This is a genomic window from Ideonella aquatica (genome assembly GCF_018069755.1).
Taxonomy (GTDB): Bacteria; Pseudomonadota; Gammaproteobacteria; order Burkholderiales; family Burkholderiaceae_C; genus Ideonella; species Ideonella aquatica.
Genome location: NZ_JAGQDE010000009.1, coordinates 129830 through 154916 on the forward strand (window position 1 = coordinate 129830; position 25087 = coordinate 154916).

Genomic DNA, 25087 nt, shown 5'->3' on the forward strand with positions numbered 1-25087 from the left:
GGTCAGCGGGCGGGCAGGGCCGACAGGCTGCCCAACGCGCTGCGGCCGAACAGGGTCACGGTGTGCACCTTGGCTGAGCCGCCTGCGGGCACCACCACGGTGGTCTGGTTGTTGATGGCCTTGTCCCAGCTTGCTTCGCTGACGCCGTCCCCGTCGAGGTCATCCGCCACGGTGTTGTTTTCCTCCGGCGTGATGTCGTTGAGGTTATCGCAGCAGTAGCGGACCACGCGCATGGTGTTGGCGCCGCCGGTGAGTTGGATGCCGACGTACCGGGTCAGGGACTCGGGCGACGGCGTCGCGGTGGAGACGACGTAGCTGAAGCGACCCCCGGCCGGCTGATACCCGTAGTCGCCGACATCGCTGTCGTTGTAGCGCATCAGGTTCACGCTGACCGGCTCCGTGCCCGGGTTGGTCAGCGTGTAAACCTGCTTCAGCTGGTAGCTGCCCGCCACCGCGCCGAGGGTCAGTGCCTGCTTCAGGTCGACCTGCAGCGACCCTACCACGTAGCTGCTCTTGGCCTTGTTGCCTTGGCTCTGCTTGACGCTTTCAACGCCGTAGAGGGCGCCGTCGAAGTACATACCGGACTTGTAGCTCATGTCGTAGGTGTCATCGTCGGCGGTGGTGTAGACCAGCGCCTCCATGAAGCTGCCAGCGCCATCGACGGTGACCTGGGCGGTGCCGCTGGGCGACGACTGGCTCAGGACCGCCGTCGGGCCATTCAGCACCATGGGCTGCGCCTTGGGGGCTGCCTGCAGCAGCGGCGTGGCCAGCGCCGCCAGCAGCGCGGCGCACAGCGGCAGATGGCGGGTGATCGGGGTGTGGTTCATGGGTCCTCTCCTGTGCTTGAGGGTGATGGGGTGAAGCGGATCCTAGGCAGGGGCGGTGGCCGGCACATCCTCTGATCTGTGGAAGAGGCCAGTTCGGCGGTGCTGCGCGCGCATCTGGCACACTCCCGCGCTTCCCGCGACTTCTCCCTTTCCCGTGTTGGACAAGATCCTGTTGCAGATCGCCGCCGAGCTGACCGTTCGGCCGGCCCAGGTCAAGACGGCGGTGGAACTGTTGGACGGTGGTGCCACCGTCCCGTTCATCGCCCGGTACCGCAAGGAGGCCACCGACGGCCTCGATGACATCCAGCTGCGCGAGCTGGAATCCCGTCTGGCCTACCTGCGCGAGCTGGAGGACCGCCGCGCCGCGGTGCTCAAGAGCATTGACGAGCAGGGCAAGCTGACGCCGGCGCTGCGCGCGGCGATCGAGGCGGCGCCCACCAAGCAGGAACTGGAAGACCTGTACCTGCCCTACAAGCCCAAGCGGCGCACCAAGGGCATGATCGCCCGCGAGGCGGGTATCGAGCCGCTGGCCGATCGCCTGTTCGCTGATCCGGCCCTGGACCCGCTGACCGAGGCCCAGGCCTTTGTCGCCGCGTATGACGGCGGTGCCGCCAAGCTGGCCGAGGCTGGCTTCGCCGATGCCTTGGCGGTGCTCGACGGGGTGCGCGACCTGCTCAGCGAGCGCTGGGCCGAGGACGCTGGGCTGGTGGGCACGCTGCGCGAATGGCTGTGGGCCGAGGGCCTGTTCCAGGCCAAGCTGGCGCCGGGCAAGGACGAACACCACCCCGACCACAGCAAGTTCCGCGACTACTTCGACTACGACGAGCCGATCCGCACCGTGCCCAGCCACCGTGCGCTGGCGGTGTTCCGCGGCCGGGCGCTGGAGATCCTGGACGCCAAGCTGGTGCTCGATGAAGAGATCGTGGCTGGCCAGCCCACGCTGGCCGAGGGCCGCATCGCCCACCACCTGGGCTGGCGCCATGGCAAGCGCCCAGGCGATGAGCTGATCCGCAAGACGGTGGCCTGGACCTGGAAGGTCAAGCTCTCGATGAGCCTGGAACGTGATCTGTTCGGCCGCCTGCGCGAGGCGGCCGAGGCCACCGCGATCAAGGTCTTTGCCGAGAACCTGCGCGATCTGCTGCTGGCCGCCCCCGCCGGCCAGCGGGTGGTGATGGGGCTGGACCCCGGCATCCGCACCGGCGTGAAGGTGGCGGTGGTCAGTGACACGGGCAAGGTGCTGGCCACCAGCACGGTGTACCCGCACGAGCCCAAGTGCGATTGGGAGGGCAGCCTGCACACGCTTGGCCGCCTGGTGGCGGCGCATGGCGTCAACCTGATCGCGATCGGCAACGGCACCGCCAGCCGCGAGACCGACAAGCTGGCGGCCGACCTGATCAAGCGCATCGCCAGCCTGGCCCCTGATGTCAGGCTGGAAAAGGTGGTGGTCAGCGAGGCCGGCGCCTCGGTCTACTCGGCGTCCGAGTTCGCCAGCAAGGAGCTGCCGGACCTGGACGTGAGCCTGCGCGGCGCGGTGTCGATCGCTCGCCGGCTGCAGGATCCGCTGGCCGAGCTGGTGAAGATCGAGCCCAAGAGCATCGGCGTCGGCCAGTACCAGCACGACGTCAACCAGAGCGAGCTGGCGCGCACGCTGGACGCGGTGGTGGAAGACTGCGTGAACAAGGTGGGGGTGGATCTGAACACCGCCTCGGCGCCGCTGCTGTCGCAGGTGTCTGGCCTGAGCAGCTCGGTGGCCAACAGCATCGTGCGCTGGCGCGAGGCCAACGGCCGCTTCGTCAGCCGCCAGCAGTTGCTGCAGGTGGCCGGCCTGGGGGCCAAGACCTTCGAGCAGGCGGCGGGTTTCCTGCGCATCCGCGGTGGCGACAACCCGCTGGACCTGTCCGGTGTGCACCCCGAGACCTACCCGGTGGTCGAGAAGATCATCGCCGCCGCCGGTCGGCCGATCCAGGAGCTGATCGGCAATGCCGACGTGATCCGCAAGCTGCGCCCCGAGGCCTTTGCGGATGAGCGCTTCGGTGCGATCACCGTGAAGGACATCCTGGCCGAGCTGGAGAAACCCGGCCGCGACCCGCGCCCCGACTTCAAGGTGGCCCGCTTCAACGATGGCGTCGAGGACATCAAGGACCTGAAGGAGGGCATGGTGCTGGAAGGCACGGTGTCCAACGTCGCGCAGTTCGGCGCCTTCGTCGACCTGGGCGTGCACCAGGACGGTCTGGTGCATGTGAGCCAGCTGTCGAACAAGTTTGTCAACGACGCGCGCGAAGTGGTGAAGACCGGCGACATCGTCAAGGTGCGCGTGCTGGAGGTGGACCTGCCACGCAAGCGCATCAGCCTGACGATGAAGCTGGACACGGCGCCCTCCCAGAAGGGCCGCAGCGGCGACAACAGTTACCGAGCGCCGGCGCGCGGCGAGCGCAGCCACGGCGCAGGCCAGCGCCAGGCCGAGGCGCCCAGTGCCATGGCCGCGGCCTTCGCCAAGCTCAAGCGCTGACGGCCATGGCCGCGCCCGCGCTGCGTGTGCTCGCCGGCCTGACGGCGCGCCGCTGGCTGCAAGAGCGCGGCTGGCGGCCGCAGGATGTGCGCGTGGTGCCGGCCGCCGCGGGCGGCCCCAAGGGCCTGGTGCTGAACCCGCTGGACCGCTTCCTGTTTGGCCACTGGCTGGCCGGCGACGGGCCGACGGTCCACCTGCTGGGCGCTTCGATCGGCGCCTGGCGCATGGCCGCTGCCTGCTGTGCCGATGCCGACACGGCGCTGGCCCGACTGGCTGACGCCTATGTTGCCCAGAACTATCCGCATGCCCCTGGCCGCTCGCCGACCGCGGCGACCGTCAGCGCGGTTTTCAACGACACCCTCGTGCCGCACGTCGGCGCCGTGGCCGATGAGCTGTTGTCGCACCCGCGGCGGCGCCTGCATGTGTTCACCAGCCGCGGCCGCCACCTGCTGAGCCGCGAGGGGCGGTGGCGCACGCCGCTGGGCTATGGCGCCGCCTTCTTCAGCAACCTGGCCAGCCGCCGGGCGCTGGGCGGCTGGCTGGAACGCGTGGTCTTCTCCGACCCGCGTGACCCGCTGCCGCTGCCGTTGGACGACTTCCGCACCCGCCAGGTGGCGCTGTCAGCAGGCAACCTGCAGCCCGCGGTGCTGGCCAGCTGTTCCATCCCCTTCTGGCTGAAGGCAGTGCACGACATCCCGGGTGCGCCGCCCGGTGCCTACTGGGACGGCGGCATCACCGACTACCACCTGCACCTGCGCTATGACCAGTTGGCAGGCGACGGCCTGGTGCTGTACCCGCACTTCCAGCCCAGCGTGGTGCCTGGCTGGCTGGACAAGGGCCTGCGGGCGCGCCACCGCGCCAGCCGCGCGCTCGACCGCGTGGTGCTGCTGGTGCCCTCGGCCGAGTGGATCGCCCGCCTGCCCGGCGGCAAGCTGCCCGACCGGGACGACTTCAAGCGCTTTGGCGACGACCTGACCGGCCGGATGCGCTGCTGGCGCGCCGCGATCGACGCCAGCCGCCAACTGGCCGATGAGTTCGCCAACGCGGTGCAAGGCGGCCGCCCGCTGCCGATCGAGCCGCTGCACTGAACCGGCGGTTACATCCTCGGCCAACCGGCACGGGGGCTCGTGCGTTGAGGGCTCAGGAGCGGCCCTTCGAGCCGTGTTGCACACTCACTGCCATGAACACTCGTCTGATTCGCCTGTCCTCCGTCATCGTCTGCGCCGGCCTGCTGGCCGCTTGCGCCAACCCGCGCCAGGCGCCGGTCTATGAAGAAGGCGCCACCTGGTCGAGCCAGCGCGCCGGCCTGCAGTACGGCACGATCCGCGCCATCGACGATGTCGCCCCGCGTGAGAACACCAGCGGCGCGGGTGCGCTGATCGGCGGTGTCGTGGGCGCCGTGGTCGGCCGCCAGTTCGGCTCCGGCAGCGGCCGCACCGCGGGCACCATCGTCGGCGCGGTGGGCGGCGCGGTGGCCGGCAACGAGATCGAAAAGCACAACACCCAGCCGGCTGCTCGCTTCCGCGTGCAGGTGGCGATCGACGGCGGTCAGATGCGCACCTTCAACCTAGCGCAGATCGGTGACCTGCGACCCGGCGACCGCGTGGTGGTCGACGGCCAGACCGTGCGCCGGTACTGATCACGCCCAGGGCGGCTACAATCGGGCCATCCCCACCACAAGAGCAGAGAAAGGCGACACGGGTTATGACACCGCGAACTACGAGCTTCGTCACTGAGGTTTAGTCGGCCGCGGCTGGAATACACACGACCCCACGTCACCCCTGTTCCTGAAGAAAGCGCGGCTGCATCAGCTGCGCTTTTTTCTTTTCCGAAGGATGTCTCGATGATCACGATCACGCTGCCCGATGGCTCCCGACGCGAATTCCCCGCGCCTCTGACCGTGGCCGAGGTGGCCGCCTCGATCGGCACCGGCCTGGCCAAGGCCGCGCTGGGCGGCAAGGTGGGCAGCGGCGCCGCGGCGCGCCTCGTTGACACCAGCTTCCTGCTGGAGCAAGACAGCGCACTGGCCATCATCACCGACAAACAGCCCGAAGGCCTGGAGCTGATCCGCCACTCCACCGCCCACCTGCTGGCCTATGCGGTCAAGGAGCTCTTCCCTGAGGCCCAGGTGACGATCGGCCCGGTGATTGACAACGGCTTCTACTACGACTTCTCGTACAAGCGCCCGTTCACCCCGGAGGACCTGGCCGCCATCGAGAAGAAGATGGCCGAGCTGGCCAAGAAGGACGAGCCGGTGGTGCGCCGCGTGCTGCCGCGCGACGAGGCGGTGGCGTACTTCAAGGGCCTGGGTGAGCACTACAAGGCCGAGATCATCGGCAGCATCCCGGCCGACCAGGACGTGTCGCTGTACCGCGAAGGCGCCTTCGAGGACCTGTGCCGCGGCCCGCACGTGCCCAGTACCGGCAAGCTCAAGCACTTCAAGCTGATGAAGGTGGCCGGCGCCTACTGGCGCGGCGACCACCGCAACGAGATGCTGCAGCGCGTCTACGGCACCGCCTGGGCCACCAAGGAAGAGCTGCAGCAGTACCTGACCATGCTGGAGGAGGCCGAGAAGCGTGACCACCGCCGTCTGGGCCGCGAGCTGGACCTGTTCCACATCGACGAGCACAGCCCCGGCACGGTGTTCTGGCACCCCAAGGGCTGGGCCGTGTGGCAGGAGGTGGAGCAGACCATGCGCCGCGTCTACCGCGACAACGGCTACCAGGAGGTCAAGGGTCCGCAGCTGCTGGACCAGGGCCTGTGGGAGAAGACCGGCCACTGGCAGAAGTACCGCGAGAACATGTTCACGACGGAATCGGAGAAGCGCGACTACGCGCTCAAGCCGATGAACTGCCCCGGCCACATCCTGATCTTCAAGCAGGGCATCAAGAGCTACCGCGACCTGCCGCTGCGCTTTGGCGAATTCGGCCAGTGCCACCGCAACGAGCCCACCGGTGGCCTGCACGGCATCATGCGGGTGCGCGGCTTCACGCAGGACGATGGCCACATCTTCTGCACCGAGGACATGATCCTGCCCGAGTGCCTGGCCTACACCACGCTGCTGCAGAAGGTCTACCGGGACTTTGGCTTCACCGAGATCCTCTACAAGGTGGCCACCCGCCCCGAGCAGCGCATCGGCAGCGAGGAGGCCTGGGACAAGGCCGAGCACGCGCTGATGGAAAGCCTGCGCCAGAGCGGCGTGGACTTCGTCGTCTCGCCGGGCGACGGCGCCTTCTACGGCCCGAAGATCGAGTACACGCTGAAGGACGCGCTGGGCCGCCAGTGGCAGTGCGGCACGATGCAGGTCGATTTCTTCATGGCCGAGCGCCTGGGTGCCGAGTACGTGGCCGAGGACGGCAGCCGCCGCCACCCGGTCATGCTGCACCGCGCCATCGTCGGCAGCCTGGAGCGCTTCATCGGCATTCTGATCGAGCAGCACGCCGGCGCGCTGCCGCTGTGGCTGGCGCCGACCCAGGTGGTGGTGGCCAATATCACCGACGCCCAGGCCGATGCTGTGCAGGAAGTGGTGAAAACGCTGCAAAAACAAGGAGTTAGGGTCCAGGCAGATTTGCGCAACGAGAAAATCACGTATAAAATCCGTGAGCATTCCATGCAGAAGGTCCCGTTCATCCTGGTCATTGGTGACAAGGAGAAGGCAAGCGGGGCCGTCGCGGTGCGCGCCCGGGGCAACCAGGATCTGGGGGTGATGCCGGTCAGCGACTTCCTCGCGAAGCTCGCGTCCGACATCGCAGCCAAGGTCTGAGGACGCCTCGGCTTTTTTGCGCTCCAGAGTTTTTGTGTCGGGTCCCGTCCTTGCCTCGGGGCCTGTTGCAGGGGTTTGAACCATCGCTACCTTTCTCGACCGCCGGATTCCCAATGTCGAGCGCAAGCACCGACTGAACCGCGAGATCACCGCTTCCTCCGTGCGCCTGAACGGCCTCGAGAACGAGCCGCTGGGCATCGTCAGCATCCAGGAGGCGCTGCGCTTGTCGGCCGAACACGACGTGGATCTGGTTGAGATCGCGGCCCAGGCCGATCCGCCGGTATGCCGGCTGATGGACTACGGCAAGTTCAAGTACCAGGAGCAAAAGCGCGCCGCCGAAGCCAAGTCCAAGCAAAAGATCATCGAGGTCAAGGAAGTCAAGTTCCGGCCCGGCACCGACGAAGGCGACTACAACATCAAGATGCGCAACCTGCGCCGCTTCATCGCCGAGGACGGCGACAAGGGCAAGGTCACTTTGCGCTTCCGGGGCCGTGAGATCACCCACCAGGACATCGGCATGCGCCTGCTGGAGCGCATCCGCGACGAACTGGCGGATGTGGCAGTGGTCGAGCACATGCCCAAGCTGGAAGGCCGCCAGATGATCATGGTGCTGGCGCCCAAGAAGAAGTCGTAACCGATTCGCGCCCTGGTCTGGTCACCGGGGCGATGAAGAAAAGCCGCTGCAGGCCATCAAGCGCACCACGCCCGTGGGGCCGCCCAGCAGAGGTCATTGATAAGGAGCATCACATGCCCAAGATGAAGACCAAGAGCAGCGCCAAGAAGCGCTTCCGCGTCCGCCCGGGTGGCACCGTCAAGCGCGGCCAAGCCTTCAAGCGTCACATCCTGACCAAGAAGACCACCAAGAACAAGCGTCACCTGCGTGGTGCAGCCAATGTGCATGAGACCAACATGGGTCACATGGCGCAGATGCTGCCGTTCGCTGGTCTGTAATCACCACCAAGAAGGAGTCAACATATGCCTCGCGTCAAACGTGGTGTGACCGCCCGCGCTCGTCACAAGAAGGTTCTGGCCCTCGCCAAGGGTTTCCGCGGCCGCCGCAAGAACGTCTTCCGCATCGCCAAGCAGGCGGTGATGAAGGCGGGCCAGTACGCCTACCGTGACCGCCGCACCAAGAAGCGCGTCTTCCGCCAGCTGTGGATCGCCCGTATCAACGCTGCCACGCGTGGTCTGGGTCTGACCTACAGCAAGTTCATCGCCGGCCTGAAGAAGGCCCAGATCGACCTGGACCGCAAGGTGCTGTCGGACATGGCGATCCACGATCCGGCCGCTTTTGCTGCCATCGTCGACAAGGTGAAGGCCCAGCTCGCTTGATCCTCTGGAGGCTGCCGCCGGTGCCCGCGCGCCGGCAGCGCCCTCAGGACCTCGAAGGCCTCACCTGCCGGTGCGGCCTTTTTTCATTTTTTCCCTGCTTGCAATGAACGATCTCGAACAACTGGTGCAGGCCGCGCGCGAGGATTTCGCCGCCGCCGTGACACCGGCCGAGCTGGAGAACGCCAAGGCCCGCTTCCTGGGCAAGGCTGGTCGCGTCACCGACCTGCTCAAGGGCATGGCCGCGCTCAGCCACGAGGACAAGAAGACCCGCGGCGCCGAGATCAACCAGACCAAGCAGGCGATCGAGTCGCTGCTGAGCGAGCGCCGTGCCGCGCTGGCCGACGCCGAGCTGCAGGCGCAGCTGCGCGCCGAGGCGCTGGATGTCACGCTGCCCGGCCGCCAGCCGCGCGCCCAGGGGGGGCTGCACCCGATCACCCGCAGCATGGAGCGCGTCGAGGCGATCTTCGGCTCGATGGGTTTTGATGTGGCCGACGGCCCCGAGATCGAGGAAGACTGGTTCAACTTCACCGCGCTGAACACGCCGGCCGACCACCCGGCGCGCTCGATGCACGACACCTTCTACGTCGACACGGTGGCGCCCGATGGCTCAGGCCACCTGCTGCGCACGCACACCAGCCCGATGCAGGTGCGCTACGCGGTGCAGCACGTCAAGCGCCACCAGGCGCTGCTGGATGCCGGCCAGACCATGCCCGAGATCCGCGTCATCGCGCCGGGCCGCACCTACCGCGTCGACAGCGATGCCACCCACTCGCCGATGTTCCACCAGTGCGAAGGCCTGTGGATCGGCGAAAACGTGTCGTTCAAGGACCTGAAGGCGGTGTTCGCCGACTTCTTCCGCACCTTCTTCGAGACCGACGACCTGACGATCCGCTTCCGGCCGTCCTTCTTCCCGTTCACCGAGCCTTCGGCCGAGGTGGACATCGCTTTTGCCTCGGGTCCGCTCAAGGGCCGCTGGCTGGAGGTGGCCGGCTCTGGCCAGGTGCATCCGAACGTGGTGCGCAACTTCGGCCTCGACCCCGAGCGCTACATCGGCTTCGCCTTCGGCATGGGCTTTGATCGCCTGACCATGCTGCGCTACGGCGTCAACGACCTGCGCCAGTTCTTCGACGGCGACCTGCGCTTCCTGGCCCAGTTCCAGTGAGCCCGCGCGTCCCCGAGAACCCCCAACGGATCTGAAGCATGCAATTCCCCGAGTCCTGGTTGCGCGAGTTCTGCAACCCCGCCATCACCACCGCCGAACTGGCCGAGCTGCTGACCATGGCCGGCCTGGAGGTCGAAGAGCTGCGCCCGGTGGCGCCGGCCTTCTCGAAGATCGTGGTGGCCGAGATCGTCGAAGCCGAACAGCACCCCAATGCCGACCGCCTGCGCGTGTGCCGTGTCGATGCCGGCCCGCACAGCAAGGACGGTCCGCTGCAGATCGTCTGCGGCGCGCCCAATGCGCGCGCCGGCATCCGCGTGCCGCTGGCCCTGGTGGGGGCTGAGCTGCCGCCAGCGGAAGAGGGCGGTGCGCCCTTCGCGATCAAGGTGGGCAAGCTGCGTGGCGTCGAGAGCTTTGGCATGCTGTGCTCGGCGCGCGAGCTCCAGCTCAGCGAGGACCACGGCGGTTTGCTCGAGCTGCCGCTGGATGCGCCGCTGGGCCAGGACATCCGCCAGTTCCTGAACCTGGATGACACGCTGTTCACGCTCAAGCTCACGCCCAACCTGGCGCACTGCCTGAGTGTCTACGGCATTGCGCGCGAGGTGAGCGCGCTGACCGGTGCGCCGCTCGTCACGCCCGCGATCGCCCCGGTGGCGCCGGCCATCGACGCCACGCTGCCGGTCGACGTGCAGGCCAGCGACCTGTGCGGTCGTTTCAGCGGCCGCATCGTGCGCGGCGTCAACCCGAAGGCGGCCACGCCGGCCTGGATGGTCGAGCGCCTGGCGCGCTGCGGCCAGCGCGCGGTGAGCCCGCTGGTCGACATCTCGAATTACGTGATGTTCGAGTACGGTCGGCCCTCGCACATCTTCGACCTGGACAAGATCCACGGCGGCCTGCAGGTGCGCTGGGCGCGCGCGGGCGAGTCGCTCAAGCTGCTCAACGGCAACACCGTCGAGCTCGATGGCCAGGTCGGCATCATCGCCGACGACCAGGCGGTGGAGTCGCTGGCCGGCATCATGGGCGGCGACGCCACGGCCGTGTCGGACGACACCGCCAACATCTACATCGAAGCCGCCTTCTGGTGGCCGACCGCGGTGGCCGGACGCTCGCGCCGCTACCACTTCGCCACCGACGCCGGCCACCGCTTCGAGCGGGGTGTTGATCCGCAGGGCACGGTCGAACACATCGAGCGCATCACCGCGCTGGTGCAGCAGATCTGCGGCGGCCAGGCCGGCCCGGTGACCGATGTGCAGCCGGCGATGCCGCAGCGCGCACCGGTGCGCCTGCGCGTGGCGCGTGCCGCCAAGGTGATCGGCATGCCGGTCACCCAGGCCCAGTGCGCAGGCGTGCTGCAGCGCCTGGGCCTGCCGTTCACACAAGCCGACGGCGAGCTCACCGTGACGCCGCCCAGCTGGCGCTTTGACATCACGCTCGAGGAAGACCTGATCGAGGAGGTGGCGCGCGTGCTGGGCTACAACAGCCTGCCCGACACCCCGCCGCAGGCGCCGGTCACCGCGCGCGTGCGCCCCGAGGCGCGCCGCGGCGCCCACGGCGTCCGCCATGCGCTGGCCGCACTCGACTTCCAGGAGACGATCAACTTCAGCTTCGTCGAGGCACGCTGGGAGCAGGAGCTGGCCGGCAACCCCGACCCGATCAAGGTGCTGAACCCGATCGCCGCGCCGCTGGCCGTGATGCGCTCCAGCCTGCTGGGCAGCCTGGTGGGCGTGCTGAAGTACAACCTGGCGCGCAAGGCGCCGCGGGTGCGGGTGTTCGAGCTGGGCCGCGTGTTCCGCCGCGATGCCTCGGTGGCCTCCACTGACGCCAGCGTGGCTGGCGTGTCGCAGCCGATGCGCGTGGCGGGCCTGAGCTGGGGACCGGCCACGCCGCTGCAGTGGGGCCAGCCCGAGCGCCCTGTTGACTTCTTCGACCTCAAGGCTGATGTCGAGCGCCTGCTGGCGCCGCGCGTGGCCCGCTTCGTCCCGGCCGAACACCCGGCCATGCACCCGGGCCGCTGCGCCGAGGTGCTGCTGGATGGCGTGAGCATCGGCCACCTGGGCGAGCTGCACCCGAAGTGGCGTCAGGCCTACGAGCTGCCGTCGGCGCCGATGCTGTTCGAGCTGGACCTGGCGGCGGTGCAGCAGCGCAATGTGCCGCTGGCCCAGCCAGTACCGCGTCAGCAGGCGGCACTGCGCGATCTGGCGCTGGTGGTGTCCGATCAGGTGGCGCACGACGCGCTGGTGGCCACGCTGGCCGATGATCCGCTGGTGCGCCAGGTCACACTGTTCGACATCTACCGGCCCAAGGCCCCCAGCGCCGACATCGGCGCCGGCGAGCGCAGCCTGGCCCTGCGCCTGGCGCTCCTCGACGACGAGGCCACACTGACCGACGAGCGCATCGACGCCGCCGTGGCCGCCGCCGTGGCCCGCGCCCAGGCCGCGTTTGGCGCTCGCCTGCGCGGCTGAGCCCCTGCATGACATCCGGTGCGAGACACACCATGAACACAGAACAGCCGATCGACGACACCTCTGCCGCCGGTGCCGCACCGCTGGTCATCCTGCCCAGCCTGGAGACGCCCACGCTGACCAAGGCCGAGCTCAGCGAGCTGCTGTTCGAGCGCCTGGGCCTGAACAAGCGCGAGTCGAAGGACATGGTCGAGGCCTTCTTCGAGATCGTCAACGCCGCGCTGGTGTCGGGTGAGGACGTCAAGCTCTCGGGTTTCGGCAACTTCACGATCCGCCGCAAGGCGCCCCGGCCCGGCCGCAACCCGCGCACCGGCGAAGCCATCCCGATCGCCGCACGCAATGTGGTCACATTCCACGCCAGCCAAAAGTTGAAGGCTCTTGTCCAAGGCGACGTGTCTCCGGACGAAGACTTCGAGTAAAGTCTCAAGTCCTCTGGGCCAGGGCCTTGATTTGTCATGGAAGAGCGGGACCAACGCCTGCCGGATATACCGGCCAAGCGCTACTTCACCATCGGTGAGGTCAGCGAGCTCTGTGGCGTCAAACCCTATGTGCTGCGTTACTGGGAGCAGGAGTTCACCCAGCTCAAGCCGGTCAAGCGGCGCGGCAACCGCCGTTACTACCAGCACCACGAGGTGCTGCTGATCCGTCGCATCCGTGACCTGCTCTACGACCAGGGCTTCACGATCAGCGGTGCCCGCAACCGGCTCAGCGATGCCGCCGCGGTGGCGTCTGGCGCCGGCGCTTCCGAACTCACCGCGCAGGAGTCCGACCTGTCGGACGCCACGGCCGGTATCGAGGTCATCGAGCTGAGCCTCGACGATCTGCCCGTGCATCTGAGCACCCGCCATGTCCGCCAGGAGCTTTTGGCGATTCGCGAATTGCTCGATGTCTGAAAACGCCTGATTTCAGGCTATACTGCGAGCTTCGTCGGGGTGTAGCGCAGCCTGGTAGCGCACTTGCATGGGGTGCAAGGGGTCGCGAGTTCGAATCCCGCCACCCCGACCATTGAAAAAGCCAAGGCCCGGTACCGCAAGGTGCCGGGCCTTTTGCTTGTGTGTGCCGTTGTCGAGTGCGCCGCTGTTGAGTGCGCCGCGTACGGTGTACGCCGCGAAAAGGGGGGCTCAGGCGCTGGCCGGCGGATCGGCGTCCTGGGCCAGCTGCAGCAGTCCCTCGGGCAGCTGCTTGGTGGGCTTCACGCCCAGCTCGCGCAGCATCTCGGCCTGGCGGATCACGTTGCCGCGACCGCTGTGCAGCTTGGCCTGCGCGCCGTCGTAGGCGTCGCGTGCCTGCTTCAGACGCTCGCCTACCTTCTCCAGGTCGGTCACGAAGCCGCAGAGCTTGTCGTAGAGCTCTGCACCGCGCCGCGCGATGTCCTGCGCGTTGCGGTTCTGGGCCTCCTGGCGCCACAGGTGGGCCACGGTGCGCACCACGAACAGCAGCGTCGACGGACTCACCAGCAGCACGTTGCGCTGCCAGGCATCCATGAAGAGCTCGCTGTCGCTGGTCACGGCCAGCATGAAGGCCGGCTCTACCGGCACGAAAGCCAGCACGAAGTCCAGCGACTGCAGCCCGTAGAGCTGCTGGTAGCCTTTCTCGGACAGATCGCGGATGTGCTTGCGCACCGATTCGAGGTGCAGGCGCAGTGCCGCCGCGCGGGCGTCGTCGTCAGCGGCGTTGACGAAGCGCTCGTAGGCCAGCAGCGAGACTTTGGCGTCGACCACCAGGCTGCGTCCCTCGGGCAGCTCGATCACCACGTCGGGCTGGGCGCGGCTGCCGTCCTCGCGGGTCTGGCTGTCCTGCACCTTGTATTCGTGGCCCTTGCGCAGGCCCGAGGCCTCCAGCACGCGCTCCAGCACCAGCTCGCCCCAGTTGCCCTGGGTCTTGGCCTGGCCCTTGAGGGCGCGTGTCAGGTCCTTGGCATCCTGGCTCAGTGCCTGGTTCAGCGCGGCCAGCTGGCGCACCTGTTCGGCCAGCGCGCTGCGGTCCTTGCCTTCCTGGACATAGACCTCCTCGACCTTGCCCTTGAACTCGCCCAACTGCTGTCGCAGCGGATCGAGCAACTGGGAGAGGCTGGCCTGGTTCTGCTCGGCAAAGCGGCGCGACTTGTCCTCAAGGATCTCGTTGGCCAGCGCCTTGAATTGCAGGGAGAGCGCCTCGCGCGCGTCCTGCAGCTCCTTCAGGCGCAGCTCGGCGCTGCGGCGCTCGCTGTCCAGGCGGGCGCGGGTGTCGGCCAGTTCGGCCTGGGCGCTGGCCTGGGTGTCAGTCAGCGCGGTGATGCGCGCCTGGTTCTGCGCCAAGGTGGCCTGTGCGCTTGCCAGCTGCTCGCCCAGCGATTCAGCACGCTCCTGCCAGCGGGCCAGGTGGTTGCTGCCCTCGTCCAGTTCGCGGCGCCAGGCCTCGGACTGGGCGCGCAGGGCCTGGTGCTGGCTGCGCTCCAGGCCCAGGCTCTGGGTGAGGCCCGCCACGCGTTCGTGGAGCGCGGCGCTGTCAGCGCGTGCGCGGGCCGTGGCCAGCCACCCACCCAGCAGGGCACCGGTGAGCAGGGCCCCGAAGAGCAGGGCCAGCAGCAGGGGATCGAGGGACATCGGGCGGCGGGTGGAGCGGATCGGCCACCCACTATAGCCAGCCCGACGGGCGTTGCTCAGGGCGCCGGTTCGGCGGTGGGTGGACGCAGCTCGTCGACGCGGTAGCCTTCTTGCAGCAGCGCCTTGCGCAGCCAGTCAGGGTGCGGACCCTGGCCGTCCCAGGTGTCGCCGCTGATCGGGTGCCGGTACTTGACGGCGGCCGGCTGCGCAGGCGCAGGCGCGGGGGCGGGCAGCGCGGACTCGTCGGTCAGGTCGGCGGTGGTGATGCCCCAGTACTCCATCAGGGCCTCAATGCGGGCGATGACGGCGGCGCGTTCACGCCGGGACAGCGGGGTCGGCGCCGCGGGCGCGAAGAGCGCCTCGGCGGTCTCGGGCAGGGGATCGGGATCGGACATCGTGAAAAGGAACGGGGCCCGGCACCTGTCGGTGGCGGGCCCCGTGGGCCATCAGGCCTTCTTGGACAGGAGCTCCTCAAGCTCCTTGCAGGACGGTGCACACACCGCCTGTGCCTTGCCCAGCAGCTTGCGGGTCTTCAGCTGCGCCCGAGGGCGGTGCTTGCCGCAGAGAAAGCAGGACATCGTGGCGGCGCCGAAGGCACCTGTCGCCGAGAACGGCGAACCAGCCACTTTGGAACGGTAACGTAGACCACCGGCATCGATGGCCGTCTTGGGATCGTCCTTGGCCAGAATGACCTCCTTGATTTCGAGTCGTCGACGACAGCCGATGCCGCAGCGGTCTGGCCAACCTGTCAGGGTATCCTTCACAGGAAGCCGTCAGCGTGCATCGGGCAACTCCTGATTATCTCATGCCGACGATCACCGGGCATGCCCGGCACGGCGCGACTTTCTGGGGGTTTGCCCCCGGAATGCGCCACATCAAGAAGAGCAAGCCGCCTGCTCAGTCGGCCGACGACACCGAACCACTGCCCGCCACCTGGCGCGTGACCTGCGCCGGGCGGCCGCGGTAGCGCACATCGCCAGAACCGGCCACCGAGGCACTGACGCGCTCGCTGGCGCGTACCTCGGCATCACCGCTGCCCGCCACGCTGATGGTGACGTCTCGGCAGTTCAGCTCCGACGCCGCCACGTTGCCGGAGCCGGCCACCGACATCGCGGCCTGTTCGCAGCGCCCGGACAGGCGGATGTCGCCCGAGCCGGCCAGCTTCAGCTCGAGGCGGCCAATGTCGAGGGTCTGGCCCTGCAGGTCGCCGGAGCCGGCCACGCGCAGCGCCAGCGCCGGCAGCTTGAAATCCTGCAGCCGCACGTCACCGCTGCCCTTGAGGTCCAGCGCCGCCAGGCTGGGCACCTGCACTTGCACGGTGACGGGTCCGCTGCGTTGGGGGTAGGACTCGGTCTGGCGGATCACCAGGGTGTCGCCATCCAGTTCGGTCAGCACCTGCCGCACCGCGGCGGGTTCGCCGCGCACGGTGGCGCGCAGCGTGCCCGGTGACACCTGGACATCGATCGCGGCCTCGACGCGCAGGCGTTGGAACGCTCCCACGTTGCGTGGCTCCTCGACGGGAGCGGCGTGGACGGCGTTGGCCAGGCTCAGCAGGCAGGACACCAGAGCAAGGGAGTGGCGCATGGGAGGGGCTCCAAGGTGAGAATGCCGCCACCTTAAGGCCGGGCGAACGCACCCGCCAGCGTGCTGCGACAGACGGCAGCCTGGCCCGATCAGGCGTCGCTGACGTCGACCCAGCGCTGGTCGACCAGGCGCTGGTGCGGCCGGAACTGCGCCTTGTAGGCCATCTTCGGGCTGTCGGTGATCCAGTAGCCCAGGTACAGGTAGGGCAGCTGCATTTGCCGCGCCTGCTCGATCTGCCACAGCACGCCATAGGTGCCGTAGCTGGCCCGCACGTCGGGGTCGTAGAAGGTGTAGACCGCGGACAGTCCATCGCTGAGGATGTCGACGATCGAGACCATGCGCAGGGTGCCCGGCCCGCCGTCGTCCGCTGGCTCACGAAACTCCACCAGCCGCGAGTTGACGCGGCTTTGCAGCAGGAACTGGGTGTACTGGTCCACGCTGTCATGGTCCATCCCGCCGCCGGCATGGCGCCCCGCCTGGTAGCGCAGGTACAGCGCGTAATGCTCCTGGGCAAAGCCCAGGCGCATGACCCGCGCGCGCAGCTCACCGTGGCTCTTCCAGCAGCGGCGCTGGCTGCGATTGGGCATGAAGCGCTCAACCGGCAGGCGCATCGGCTCGCAGGCGCGGCAGCCGTCGCACAGCGGCCGGTAGGTGAACAGCCCGCTGCGGCGAAAGCCACAGGCGACCAGCGCCGAGTAGGTCTCGGCGTGGATCAGGTGGCCAGGGGTGGCGACCTGTGAGCGGGCCTGCCGGTGGGGCAGGTAGCTGCACGGATAGGGGGCGGTTGCGTAGAACTGCAACGACGCGAACGGGGCTTCCTTGGGGTGCGTCACAACGGCTCGGACCAGGGCAGCAGGTGGTTCCAGTGGCGCCGATCATAGGTCCAGGCGGGCGGCTCGGCATCGACCCGGTCGGCCAGCAGGGCTTCAAAGCGGCTGCGACCGATCGGCCGGGCGCCCAGGCTGGCCAGGTGGGCGGTCTCCTGCTGACAGTCGATCCAGTCCAGGCCGTGGCCACGGCACCAGGCCACCAGGGCGCACAGCGCGAGTTTCGAGGCATCGGTGCGGTGCGCGAACATCGACTCGCCGAACACCATGCGGCCGACCAGGTTCAGGTAGAGGCCACCGACCAGTTGGCCGTTGATCCAGGTCTCGACGCTGTGCGTGACACCGGCGCGGTGCAGCTCGGTGTAGGCCGCCACCATGGCCGGCACGATCCAGGTGCCGCGCTGGCCGTGGCGCGGCGTGGCGGCGCAGGCGCTGATGACGGCGCGCACGTCGTGGTCGAAGCGGATCTCGCAGGCCGGATCGGCCAGGAAGCGCTGCAGGCTGCGACGCAGCGAGCGCGAGAGCTTGAACTCGGCCACCGGCAGCACCATGCGCGGATCGGGCGTCCACCACAGCACCGGCTGACCCGGGCCGAACCACGGGAAGATGCCGTGGCGGTAGGCCTCGATCAGCCGCCGCACCGACAGGTCACCGCCCGCCGCCAGCAGACCGGGGGCGTCGGTGCGCTCATCCAGGGCCAAGGCGGTGGGCGGGAAGGGGGTGTCGTCGTGCAACCAGGGCAGGGCCATGGTGCGAGCATAGCCACAAGCGGCGCCGGCCCCATGAAAAAGGCCGCCCGAGGGCGGCCAGGATGCACGGCGTGTGCGGGTTCAGTTGGATGCGGCGCTGGCCACCACGGCCGGCGCCGGGGCCGCCGGCTCGGCCGTGGCCGGCGCGGTGACCGCCGGCGGGGACGCGTGGCTGGCGGCTGCGCCGTGGTTGGCCGCGCCAGCGCCCGGCAGCAGCGGCACGATCAGCAGCGCGACGATATTGATGATCTTGATCAGCGGGTTGACGGCCGGACCGGCGGTGTCCTTGTAGGGGTCGCCCACGGTGTCGCCGGTCACCGCGCTCTTGTGCGCCTCGGAGCCCTTCTTGTGCAGGGTGCCGTTGCTGTCGGTGAAGCCTTCCTCGATCAGCTTCTTGGCGTTGTCCCAGGCGCCGCCGCCAGTGCACATGCTGATGCCGACGAACAAGCCGGTGACGATGGTGCCCATCAGCAGGCCGCCCAGCGCGGCCGGGCCCAGCAGCTTGCCGACGATGATCGGCACCACCACCGGCAGCAGCGACGGGACGATCATCTCCTTGATCGCGGCGGTGGTCAGCATGTCGACCGCGGCGCTGTAGTCCGGCTTTTTCTTGCCGGCCATGATCTCGCCACCCTGGAACTGCCGGCGCACTTCCACCACCACCGAGCCGGCGGCGCGGCCGACGGCCTCCATCGCCATGGCGCCGAACAGGTAGGGGATCAGGCCGCCGATGAACAGGCCGACGATCACCATGTGGTTCGACAGGTCGAAGGTGACATTCAGGCCATGGGCTTCCAGCGCATGGGTGTAGTCGGCGAACAGCACCAGCGCGGCCAGACCGGCCGAGCCGATCGCGTAGCCCTTGGTCACCGCTTTGGTGGTGTTGCCCACGGCGTCCAGCGGGTCGGTCACGTCGCGCACGCTGTCGGGCAGCTCGGCCATTTCGGCGATGCCGCCACCGTTGTCGGTGATCGGGCCGTAGGCGTCCAGCGCAACGATGATGCCGGCCATGCTGAGCATGGCGGTAGCGCCGACGGCAATGCCGTACAGACCGGCCAGCGCGTAGGCGGCGATGATGGCCAGGCAGACCATGATCACCGGCCAGGCGGTGGACTTCATGCTGACGCCCAGACCGGCGATCACGTTGGTGCCGTGGCCGGTGGTGGAGGCCTGCGCCACGTGCTGCACCGGCGCGTACTGGGTGCCGGTGTAGTACTCGGTGATCCAGACCATGCCGGCGGTCAGCACCAGGCCCACGGCACAGCTGCCGAACAGCGCCATGGCCGACACCGAGCCGCCCGCAGCCAGCGCCAGGCCGGCCGGGAACATCATCGTGGTGACGAAATAGAAGGCCACCAGCGAGATCACGCCCGCGATGATCAGGCCCTTGTACAGCGCCGGCATGACGTTCTTCATGCCGGGGCTGGCCTTGACGAAGCTGCAGCCGATGATCGAGGCGATGATCGACACGCCGCCCAGCATCAGCGGGTAGACCGCCGCAGCCATGCTGGCCGACGAGGCCACCAGCAGCGCGCCCAGCGCCATCGTGGCGATCAGCGTGACCGCGTAGGTCTCGAACAGGTCGGCCGCCATGCCGGCGCAGTCGCCCACGTTGTCGCCCACGTTGTCGGCAATCACCGCGGGGTTGCGGGGGTCGTCTTCCGGGATGCCGGCCTCGACCTTGCCCACCAGGTCGGCGCCCACGTCGGCGCCCTTGGTGAAGATGCCGCCGCCCAGGCGGGCGAAGATCGAGATCAGGCTGGAGCCGAAGGCCAGACCCAGCAGCGGCTTGAGCGTGGCCGAGTCAGCCTGCGTGCCGCCGCTGAGGTACCAGAAGAAGGCGCCCACGCCCAGCAGGCCCAGGCCGACCACCAGCATGCCGGTGATGGCGCCGCCCTTGAAAGCCACATCCAGCGCCGGGCCGATGCCCTTGGTCGCCGCCTGCGTGGTGCGCACATTGGCGCGCACCGAGACGTTCATGCCGATGAAGCCGCAGGCGCCCGAGAGCACCGCGCCCAGCACGAAGCCCACCGCGGTGGTGCTGCCGAGCTGCCAGAAGATCAGCACGGCCAGCACGACGCCGACGATGCTGATGGTCTTGTACTGTCGCGCCAGGTAGGCTGCGGCACCCTGCTGGATGGCGCCAGCAATCTCCTGCATGCGGGCATTGCCCGCGTCCTGACTCAGGATCCAGCCTCGTTGAACGAAGCCATAGACGACGGCCAGCAGGCCGCACGCGAGCGCAACATAAAGCGCCACGGTGGTGGACATCAAGCGTTCTCCTTCCTCTCACAGACCCATTGAATGATCTGATCCCGGCGGCGTGGCGCACTCGACGCCGAGCCCCCGGGGTCGGCGCCGGCCATGCTAGTGGAGGAAGTCCTGGCTCAGCATGGTGTTTTCCTGCGGTGCGTCAAGGACAGGCGCATGTCAGGGCGCGGCAAGGGCGACCCGTAGAATCCGGGTTTTCCCCTCCAATCGCACCGAGAGAACCACCATGAGCCTGCACAACGTGACGCCCGGGGACAAGGCGCCCGAAGAGTTCAACGTGATCATCGAGATCCCGATGAACGGCGACCCGATCAAGTACGAGGTCGACCATGAATCGGGCGCGCTGTTCGTCGACCGCTTCATGTCGACGGCGATGCACTACCCGACCAACTACGGTTACGTGCCCAACACCTTGGCCGCCGATGGCGACCCGGTCGATGTGCTGGTGATCACCCCCGTGCCGCTGATCCCCGGCGTGGTGGTGACCTGCCGCGCGATCGGCATGCTGAAGATGGACGACGAGGCCGGCGGCGACAACAAGCTGATCGCGGTGCCCATCCAGAAGATCCTGCCGCTCTACAGCGGCTGGAACAAGCCGGAAGACCTGAACCCGATGCGCCTGAAGAGCATCCAGCACTTCTTCGAGCACTACAAGGACCTGGAGCCCGGCAAGTGGGTCAAGGTGACCGGCTGGGAAGGCCCTGAGGCGGCGAAGAAGGAAATCGTCGACGGCATGGCCGCCTACGACGCCGAGAAGGCCAAGAAGGCCTGATCAGCCTCGATCGGTGGGCGCAGCCTTGAAGGGACTGTGCTCGCCGAGTTCGTCGAGGTAGGCCTCGATGCCGCGCCCCTCGCGGCCCAGATGGTCGGCGATCGCCCCGGAGAAGCCCTGGTGGGCAATCCAGTGGGCCGAGCCTGTGGGCTCGGGCAGCAGGCCGCGGGCCATCTTGTGCTCGCCCTGTGCACCGCCCTCGAAGCGCTGGAAGCCCTGGTCGATGCACCACTCCAGCGGTCGGTAGTAGCAGGCGTCGAAGTGCAGGCAGGGCACCTGGGCCAGTGCGCCCCAGTGCCGGCCCCAGGCGATGCCGCGGGCGCGGTCGATGGCCAGCAGCGAGGCCGCAATGCGCTCGCTGCCCTGGGTGGCCACCACCATCAGCCAGTGCGCCGGCAGCGTGCGGCCCACACGCTGGAAGAAGGCCTGGTCCAGGTAGGGCGCATGGCCGTGCGCCAGGTAGGTGGCGGTGTAGCAGCGGTGGAAGAATGCCCAGTCCTCGTCGCGGATGGACGGGCCTTCGATCACCTGCAGTGACACCCCGGCCTGCGCCACGCGCCGTTGCTCCTGCTGGATTTTCTTGCGCTTCTCGCGCTTCAGGTCGGCCAGGTAGGCCGGCCAGTCCGCCCAACCCTCCCCCGGCTGGTTGTGCCAGTGGAACTGCACGCCGGTGCGCGCCAGCCAGCCGGCCTCGCCCGCGGTGGCCTGGTCGGCCGCGTCGCCGAACAACAGGTGTACGCCGGAGGTCTCTTCCTGGCGCGCCACGGCCTGCAGCGCCGCCAGCAGCGCTGCGCGCGCCGCAGCGTCTGCAGCCAGCAGCCGGCTGCCGCGCACCGGCGTGAACGGCACCGCCACCACCAGCTTCGGGTAGTAGGGCAGCGCGTGGCGCTGGTAGGCCTGGGCCCAGGCCCAGTCGAAGACGTACTCGCCCCAGGAGTGCGACTTCAGCCAGGCCGGTGCCGCCGCCACCAGCCGGCCCTGGCTGCGCAACAGCACGAAGCGCGGTGCCCAGCCGGTCTCGGCCGCAGCACAGCCGCCGGCGTGCAGCGCCACCAGGAACTCATGGCGCATGAAGGGCGTTGGCTCGGTCTGGCGCGCCAGCAGCGCATTCCAGTCATCGGCCTCGATGGCCGCAGGGTCGGTGCAGACCTCGATGGAATAATCGGCGCTGTCCACGTCATCCTTGTCCATGAGCACCTCCCAGGCCCCTGTCAGCGTCGCGCTGGCGCAGATCAACGCCACGGTCGGCGATCTGGCCGGCAATGCCCGCTTGCTGGCCGAGGCGGCCCGCAAGGCGCATGCCAGCGGTGCCCGCCTGGTGCTGGCGCCCGAATTGAGTCTGACCGGCTATCCGCCCGAGGACCTGCTGTTGCGTCCGGCCTTCATGGCGGCCTGCGATCGCACGCTGCTGGCGCTGGCGATGGAACTGTCCGATTGCGAGGGCCTGCATCTGGTGGTGGGGCATCCGAGTTCGTGGACCGAGGCCCAGGGGCCTGCGTCGCGGTCGTTCTCTCTGCCCCGGCGCTTCAATTCGGCCTCGGTGCTGGCGGGTGGCCAGGTGCTGGCGACCTACCACAAGCGCGAACTGCCCAATTACCAAGTCTTTGATGAACGCCGCTACTTTGCCACCGGTCGAGAGGCCGGGCAGGGCGCGGTGGTGTTCGAGGTGCAAGGGGTGCGCTTCGGGCTGCTGATCTGCGAGGACGCCTGGTTCGACGAACCCGCCGCGCTGGCCCGGGCCGCCGGCGCCCAGGTGCTGTGTGTGCTCAATGCCTCGCCCTTTCATGTCGAGAAGCACGACGAGCGCGAGGCCCGCATGGCCGAGCGGGCGCGCCAGACCGGCCTGCCGCTGCTGTACGCCCATTTGGTGGGCGGCCAGGACGAAGTGGTCTTCGATGGCGCCTCGTTCGCGGTGGATGCCACTGGCGTGGTGCGGGCCCGCGCGCCGGCCTTCGAGCCGGCGGTGTGGCCGCTGCAGGTGACGGCCGACGGACTGGTGTCGGGCGAACTGGCACCGATCCCGGGCCCCGAGGAGCAGGTCTGGCGCGCGCTGGTCACCGGTGTGCGCGACTACCTGGGCAAGAACGGCTTTCCCGGCGCCATCATCGGCCTGTCCGGCGGCGTCGACTCGGCGCTGGTGCTGGCGGTGGCGGTGGATGCGCTGGGCGCCGACCGCGTGCGCGCGGTGATGATGCCCTCGCCCTACACCGCCGACATCTCCTGGATCGACGCCCGCGACATGGCCGAGCGCCTGGGCGTGCGCTATGACGAGATCGGCATCACGCCGATGTTTGACGCCTTCAGGACCTCGCTGGCAGACCAGTTCACCGGCCTGCCCGAGGACACCACCGAGGAAAACATCCAGGCCCGCATCCGCGGCACGCTGCTGATGGCGCTGTCCAACAAGACCGGCGCCATCGTGCTGACCACCGGCAACAAGAGCGAAATGGCCACCGGCTACTGCACGCTCTACGGCGACATGGCCGGTGGCTTTGCGGTGATCAAGGACGTGGCCAAGACCCTGGTCTACCGCCTGTGCGAGTGGAAGAACCGCCAGCCCACACGGCGCGCCGATGGCAGCCTGGGTCCGGTCATCCCCGAGCGCATCATCACCCGGCCGCCCTCGGCCGAGCTGCGGCCCGACCAGACCGACCAGGACAGCCTGCCGCCCTACGAGGTGCTCGATGCCATCCTGGCGCGCTACATGGAGGACGACGAGCCGATCGAGGCGATCGTTGCCGCCGGCTTCCATGCGGCCGACGTCGACAAGGTCACCCGGCTCATCAAGATCAACGAGTACAAGCGTCGCCAGGCGCCGATCGGCATCCGCATCACCCACCGCGCCTTCGGACGCGATTGGCGCTACCCGATCACCTCGAAGTTCCGTGCTTAAATCGCGACTGAGAACCCCTTTTGCCCGGAGTGCCCCATGAAGCAGATCACCGCCATCATCAAACCGTTCAAGCTCGAGGAAGTGCGCGAAGGGCTGGCCGAGGTGGGCGTTTCGGGGCTGACCGTCACCGAGGTCAAGGGCTTCGGCCGTCAGAAGGGCCACACCGAGCTCTACCGTGGCGCTGAATACGTCGTCGACTTCCTGCCCAAGGTGAAGATCGAGGTGGTGGTGAAGGATGTTGACGTCGAGCGTTCGATCGAGGCCATCGTCAAGGCCGCCAAGACCGGCAAGATCGGCGACGGCAAGATCTTCGTTACGCCGGTGGAGCAGGTGGTGCGCATCCGCACCGGCGAGACCGACGAATCCGCCGTCTGACGGCCGATCCGCGGCTCAGGTGCCGCGGTAATCGGCGGCCTGTCGCGAGGGCGCGGCCGCCAGTTGCGTCAGCAGCGCCGCCGGATCGGCCTGCAGGGCCAGCATGGTCATCTGGCTGTCGTCCATGAAGCCGGCCGCCACCGTGCCGCGCAGAAAGCCCACCAGCGGCGCCCAGAAGCCCTGCACCTCCAGCAGGCCGAGCGGCTTGCCGTGGTAGCCCAGGTGGCGCCAGCTCCACATCTCGAACAGCTCCTCAAAGGTGCCGATGCCGCCGGGCAGCGCCACAAAGGCGTCGGCCTCCTCGGCCATGCGCATCTTGCGCTGGTGCATGTTCTGCACCACGACCAGCTCGGTCAGGCCATGGTGGCCCACCTCGCGCTGCAGCAGGCGCTCGGGGATGACGCCTAGCACGGTGCCGCCAGCCGCCAGCGTGGCGTCGGCCACTTCGCCCATCAGGCCGACGTTGCCACCGCCGTAGACCAGGCGCCAGCCGCGCTCGCCGATCGCCTGGCCCATGGCGCGGGCGGCGGCGGTGTACTCAGGCCGCACGCCGTGGCGCGAGCCGCAATAGACGCACACGCTGAAGGGCCGCACGGCGCTCATGCCAGACGCTGCCACAGGGCGGCAGCCCAGATACCGGCCGTCAGCAGCAGGGCCAGCATCACGGCGGCGCTGCCGAAATCCTTGGCCCGGCCAGACAATTCGTGGTGCTCGAAGCCGATGCGATCAATCGCCGCCTCGACGGCCGAGTTCAACAACTCGACCACCAGCACCATCACCACCGAGCCCGCCAGCAAGGCCACCTCGACCCAGCTGCGTCCGACGACAAAGGCCAGCGGCAGCATCACCACGGCCAGCCAGGTCTCCTGACGGAAGGCGCTTTCGCCCTGGTAGGCCTGGCGCAGGCCGGCGGCCGAGTAGCCCGCGGCATGCAGGATGCGATCGAGGCCGGTGCGCCCCTTGTGTGGATTGCTCATCA

General features: G+C 68.4%; 25 protein-coding genes and 1 tRNA gene. 15 read left to right on the plus strand and 11 right to left on the minus strand.

Going from position 1 to position 25087, the window contains the following annotated elements:
- Window positions 1–2 precede the first annotated feature (2 nt).
- Window positions 3–827: a hypothetical protein gene (locus KAK06_RS12065; protein WP_210802357.1), complete on the minus strand. Its 825-nt coding sequence runs from the start codon at window positions 825–827 to the stop codon at window positions 3–5.
- 157 nt (window positions 828–984) lie between these two features.
- Between KAK06_RS12065 and KAK06_RS12070 the strand changes: the two genes are divergently transcribed.
- The 12 genes from KAK06_RS12070 (at window position 985) to KAK06_RS12130 (ending at window position 13057) form a co-directional block, all read left to right on the plus strand.
- Window positions 985–3336: a Tex family protein gene (locus tag KAK06_RS12070; protein ID WP_210802358.1), complete on the plus strand. Its 2352-nt coding sequence runs from the start codon at window positions 985–987 to the stop codon at window positions 3334–3336.
- Window positions 3337–3341: 5 nt separating this feature from the next.
- Complete coding sequence (locus KAK06_RS12075; RefSeq protein WP_210802359.1) at window positions 3342–4424, plus strand: patatin-like phospholipase family protein; 1083 nt, start codon at window positions 3342–3344, stop codon at window positions 4422–4424.
- A 92-nt stretch (window positions 4425–4516) separates the two neighbouring features.
- Window positions 4517–4975: a glycine zipper 2TM domain-containing protein gene (locus tag KAK06_RS12080; protein WP_210802360.1), complete on the plus strand. Its 459-nt coding sequence runs from the start codon at window positions 4517–4519 to the stop codon at window positions 4973–4975.
- A gap of 204 nt (window positions 4976–5179) precedes the next feature.
- Window positions 5180–7099, plus strand: coding sequence for a threonine--tRNA ligase (thrS, locus tag KAK06_RS12090; protein WP_210802362.1), 1920 nt, complete (start codon window positions 5180–5182; stop codon window positions 7097–7099).
- Window positions 7100–7181: 82 nt separating this feature from the next.
- Window positions 7182–7733, plus strand: coding sequence for a translation initiation factor IF-3 (gene infC / locus KAK06_RS12095; RefSeq protein WP_210802426.1), 552 nt, complete (start codon window positions 7182–7184; stop codon window positions 7731–7733).
- A 113-nt stretch (window positions 7734–7846) separates the two neighbouring features.
- Window positions 7847–8050, plus strand: a complete 204-nt coding sequence (rpmI, locus tag KAK06_RS12100; protein ID WP_210802363.1) for a 50S ribosomal protein L35 — start codon at window positions 7847–7849, stop codon at window positions 8048–8050.
- Between the two features lie 24 nt (window positions 8051–8074).
- Entirely contained in the window at window positions 8075–8431 is a 357-nt protein-coding gene (gene rplT / locus KAK06_RS12105) for a 50S ribosomal protein L20 (RefSeq protein WP_210802364.1), read from the plus strand.
- A 103-nt stretch (window positions 8432–8534) separates the two neighbouring features.
- Entirely contained in the window at window positions 8535–9593 is a 1059-nt protein-coding gene (gene pheS / locus KAK06_RS12110; RefSeq protein ID WP_210802365.1) for a phenylalanine--tRNA ligase subunit alpha, read from the plus strand.
- 38 nt (window positions 9594–9631) lie between these two features.
- Entirely contained in the window at window positions 9632–12052 is a 2421-nt protein-coding gene (gene pheT / locus KAK06_RS12115; protein ID WP_210802366.1) for a phenylalanine--tRNA ligase subunit beta, read from the plus strand.
- Between the two features lie 32 nt (window positions 12053–12084).
- Window positions 12085–12471 carry an integration host factor subunit alpha gene (locus KAK06_RS12120; RefSeq protein WP_210802367.1) on the plus strand — a complete coding sequence of 129 codons (387 nt, stop codon included), beginning with the start codon at window positions 12085–12087 and terminating at the stop codon, window positions 12469–12471.
- A gap of 36 nt (window positions 12472–12507) precedes the next feature.
- Window positions 12508–12945, plus strand: coding sequence for a MerR family transcriptional regulator (locus KAK06_RS12125; RefSeq protein WP_210802368.1), 438 nt, complete (start codon window positions 12508–12510; stop codon window positions 12943–12945).
- A 35-nt stretch (window positions 12946–12980) separates the two neighbouring features.
- Window positions 12981–13057: transfer RNA gene (locus KAK06_RS12130), tRNA-Pro, on the plus strand.
- Between the two features lie 116 nt (window positions 13058–13173).
- Here the strand turns inward: KAK06_RS12130 and KAK06_RS12135 are convergent.
- The 7 genes from KAK06_RS12135 to KAK06_RS12165 all read right to left on the minus strand — a co-directional run bounded on the left by KAK06_RS12135 (window position 13174) and on the right by KAK06_RS12165 (window position 20068).
- A complete protein-coding gene (locus KAK06_RS12135; RefSeq protein WP_210802369.1) occupies window positions 13174–14637 on the minus strand; it encodes a DNA recombination protein RmuC in 1464 nt (487 codons plus the stop codon).
- A 56-nt stretch (window positions 14638–14693) separates the two neighbouring features.
- Window positions 14694–15032: an H-NS histone family protein gene (locus KAK06_RS12140; protein ID WP_210802370.1), complete on the minus strand. Its 339-nt coding sequence runs from the start codon at window positions 15030–15032 to the stop codon at window positions 14694–14696.
- A 51-nt stretch (window positions 15033–15083) separates the two neighbouring features.
- Window positions 15084–15323 (minus strand): hypothetical protein, encoded by a 240-nt coding sequence (locus tag KAK06_RS12145; protein WP_210802427.1) that lies wholly within the window; start codon window positions 15321–15323, stop codon window positions 15084–15086.
- Window positions 15324–15534: 211 nt separating this feature from the next.
- Window positions 15535–16221, minus strand: a complete 687-nt coding sequence (locus KAK06_RS12150; RefSeq protein WP_210802371.1) for a head GIN domain-containing protein — start codon at window positions 16219–16221, stop codon at window positions 15535–15537.
- Window positions 16222–16310: 89 nt separating this feature from the next.
- Complete coding sequence (locus KAK06_RS12155; RefSeq protein WP_210802372.1) at window positions 16311–17054, minus strand: arginyltransferase; 744 nt, start codon at window positions 17052–17054, stop codon at window positions 16311–16313.
- Window positions 17051–17797, minus strand: coding sequence for a leucyl/phenylalanyl-tRNA--protein transferase (gene aat, locus KAK06_RS12160; protein ID WP_210802373.1), 747 nt, complete (start codon window positions 17795–17797; stop codon window positions 17051–17053). The genes KAK06_RS12155 and aat overlap by 4 nt, the downstream gene beginning before the upstream one ends.
- 81 nt (window positions 17798–17878) lie before the next feature.
- Entirely contained in the window at window positions 17879–20068 is a 2190-nt protein-coding gene (locus tag KAK06_RS12165) for a sodium-translocating pyrophosphatase (protein ID WP_210802374.1), read from the minus strand.
- 226 nt (window positions 20069–20294) lie between these two features.
- Here KAK06_RS12165 and ppa point away from each other — a divergent pair, with 226 nt between their 5' ends.
- Window positions 20295–20840 (plus strand): inorganic diphosphatase, encoded by a 546-nt coding sequence (ppa, locus tag KAK06_RS12170; RefSeq protein WP_210802375.1) that lies wholly within the window; start codon window positions 20295–20297, stop codon window positions 20838–20840.
- On the opposite strand, the gene KAK06_RS12175 is transcribed toward ppa, so the two are convergent.
- Window positions 20841–22031, minus strand: coding sequence for a GNAT family N-acetyltransferase (locus tag KAK06_RS12175; protein ID WP_210802376.1), 1191 nt, complete (start codon window positions 22029–22031; stop codon window positions 20841–20843).
- On the opposite strand from KAK06_RS12175, the gene KAK06_RS12180 reads away from it, so the two are divergent.
- On the plus strand, window positions 22030–23733 hold the full coding sequence (locus tag KAK06_RS12180) for an NAD+ synthase (protein WP_210802377.1): 1704 nt from the start codon (window positions 22030–22032) through the stop codon (window positions 23731–23733). The two genes, KAK06_RS12175 and KAK06_RS12180, sit on opposite strands and share 2 nt — an antisense overlap.
- 36 nt (window positions 23734–23769) lie before the next feature.
- Window positions 23770–24108: a P-II family nitrogen regulator gene (locus KAK06_RS12185; RefSeq protein ID WP_210802378.1), complete on the plus strand. Its 339-nt coding sequence runs from the start codon at window positions 23770–23772 to the stop codon at window positions 24106–24108.
- A gap of 15 nt (window positions 24109–24123) precedes the next feature.
- Here KAK06_RS12185 and KAK06_RS12190 read toward each other — a convergent pair whose 3' ends face one another.
- A complete protein-coding gene (locus tag KAK06_RS12190; protein ID WP_210802379.1) occupies window positions 24124–24711 on the minus strand; it encodes an LOG family protein in 588 nt (195 codons plus the stop codon).
- Complete coding sequence (locus KAK06_RS12195; RefSeq protein WP_210802380.1) at window positions 24708–25085, minus strand: diacylglycerol kinase; 378 nt, start codon at window positions 25083–25085, stop codon at window positions 24708–24710. Before KAK06_RS12195 ends, KAK06_RS12190 begins: the two co-directional genes overlap by 4 nt.
- Between the last annotated feature and the right edge of the window lie 2 nt (window positions 25086–25087).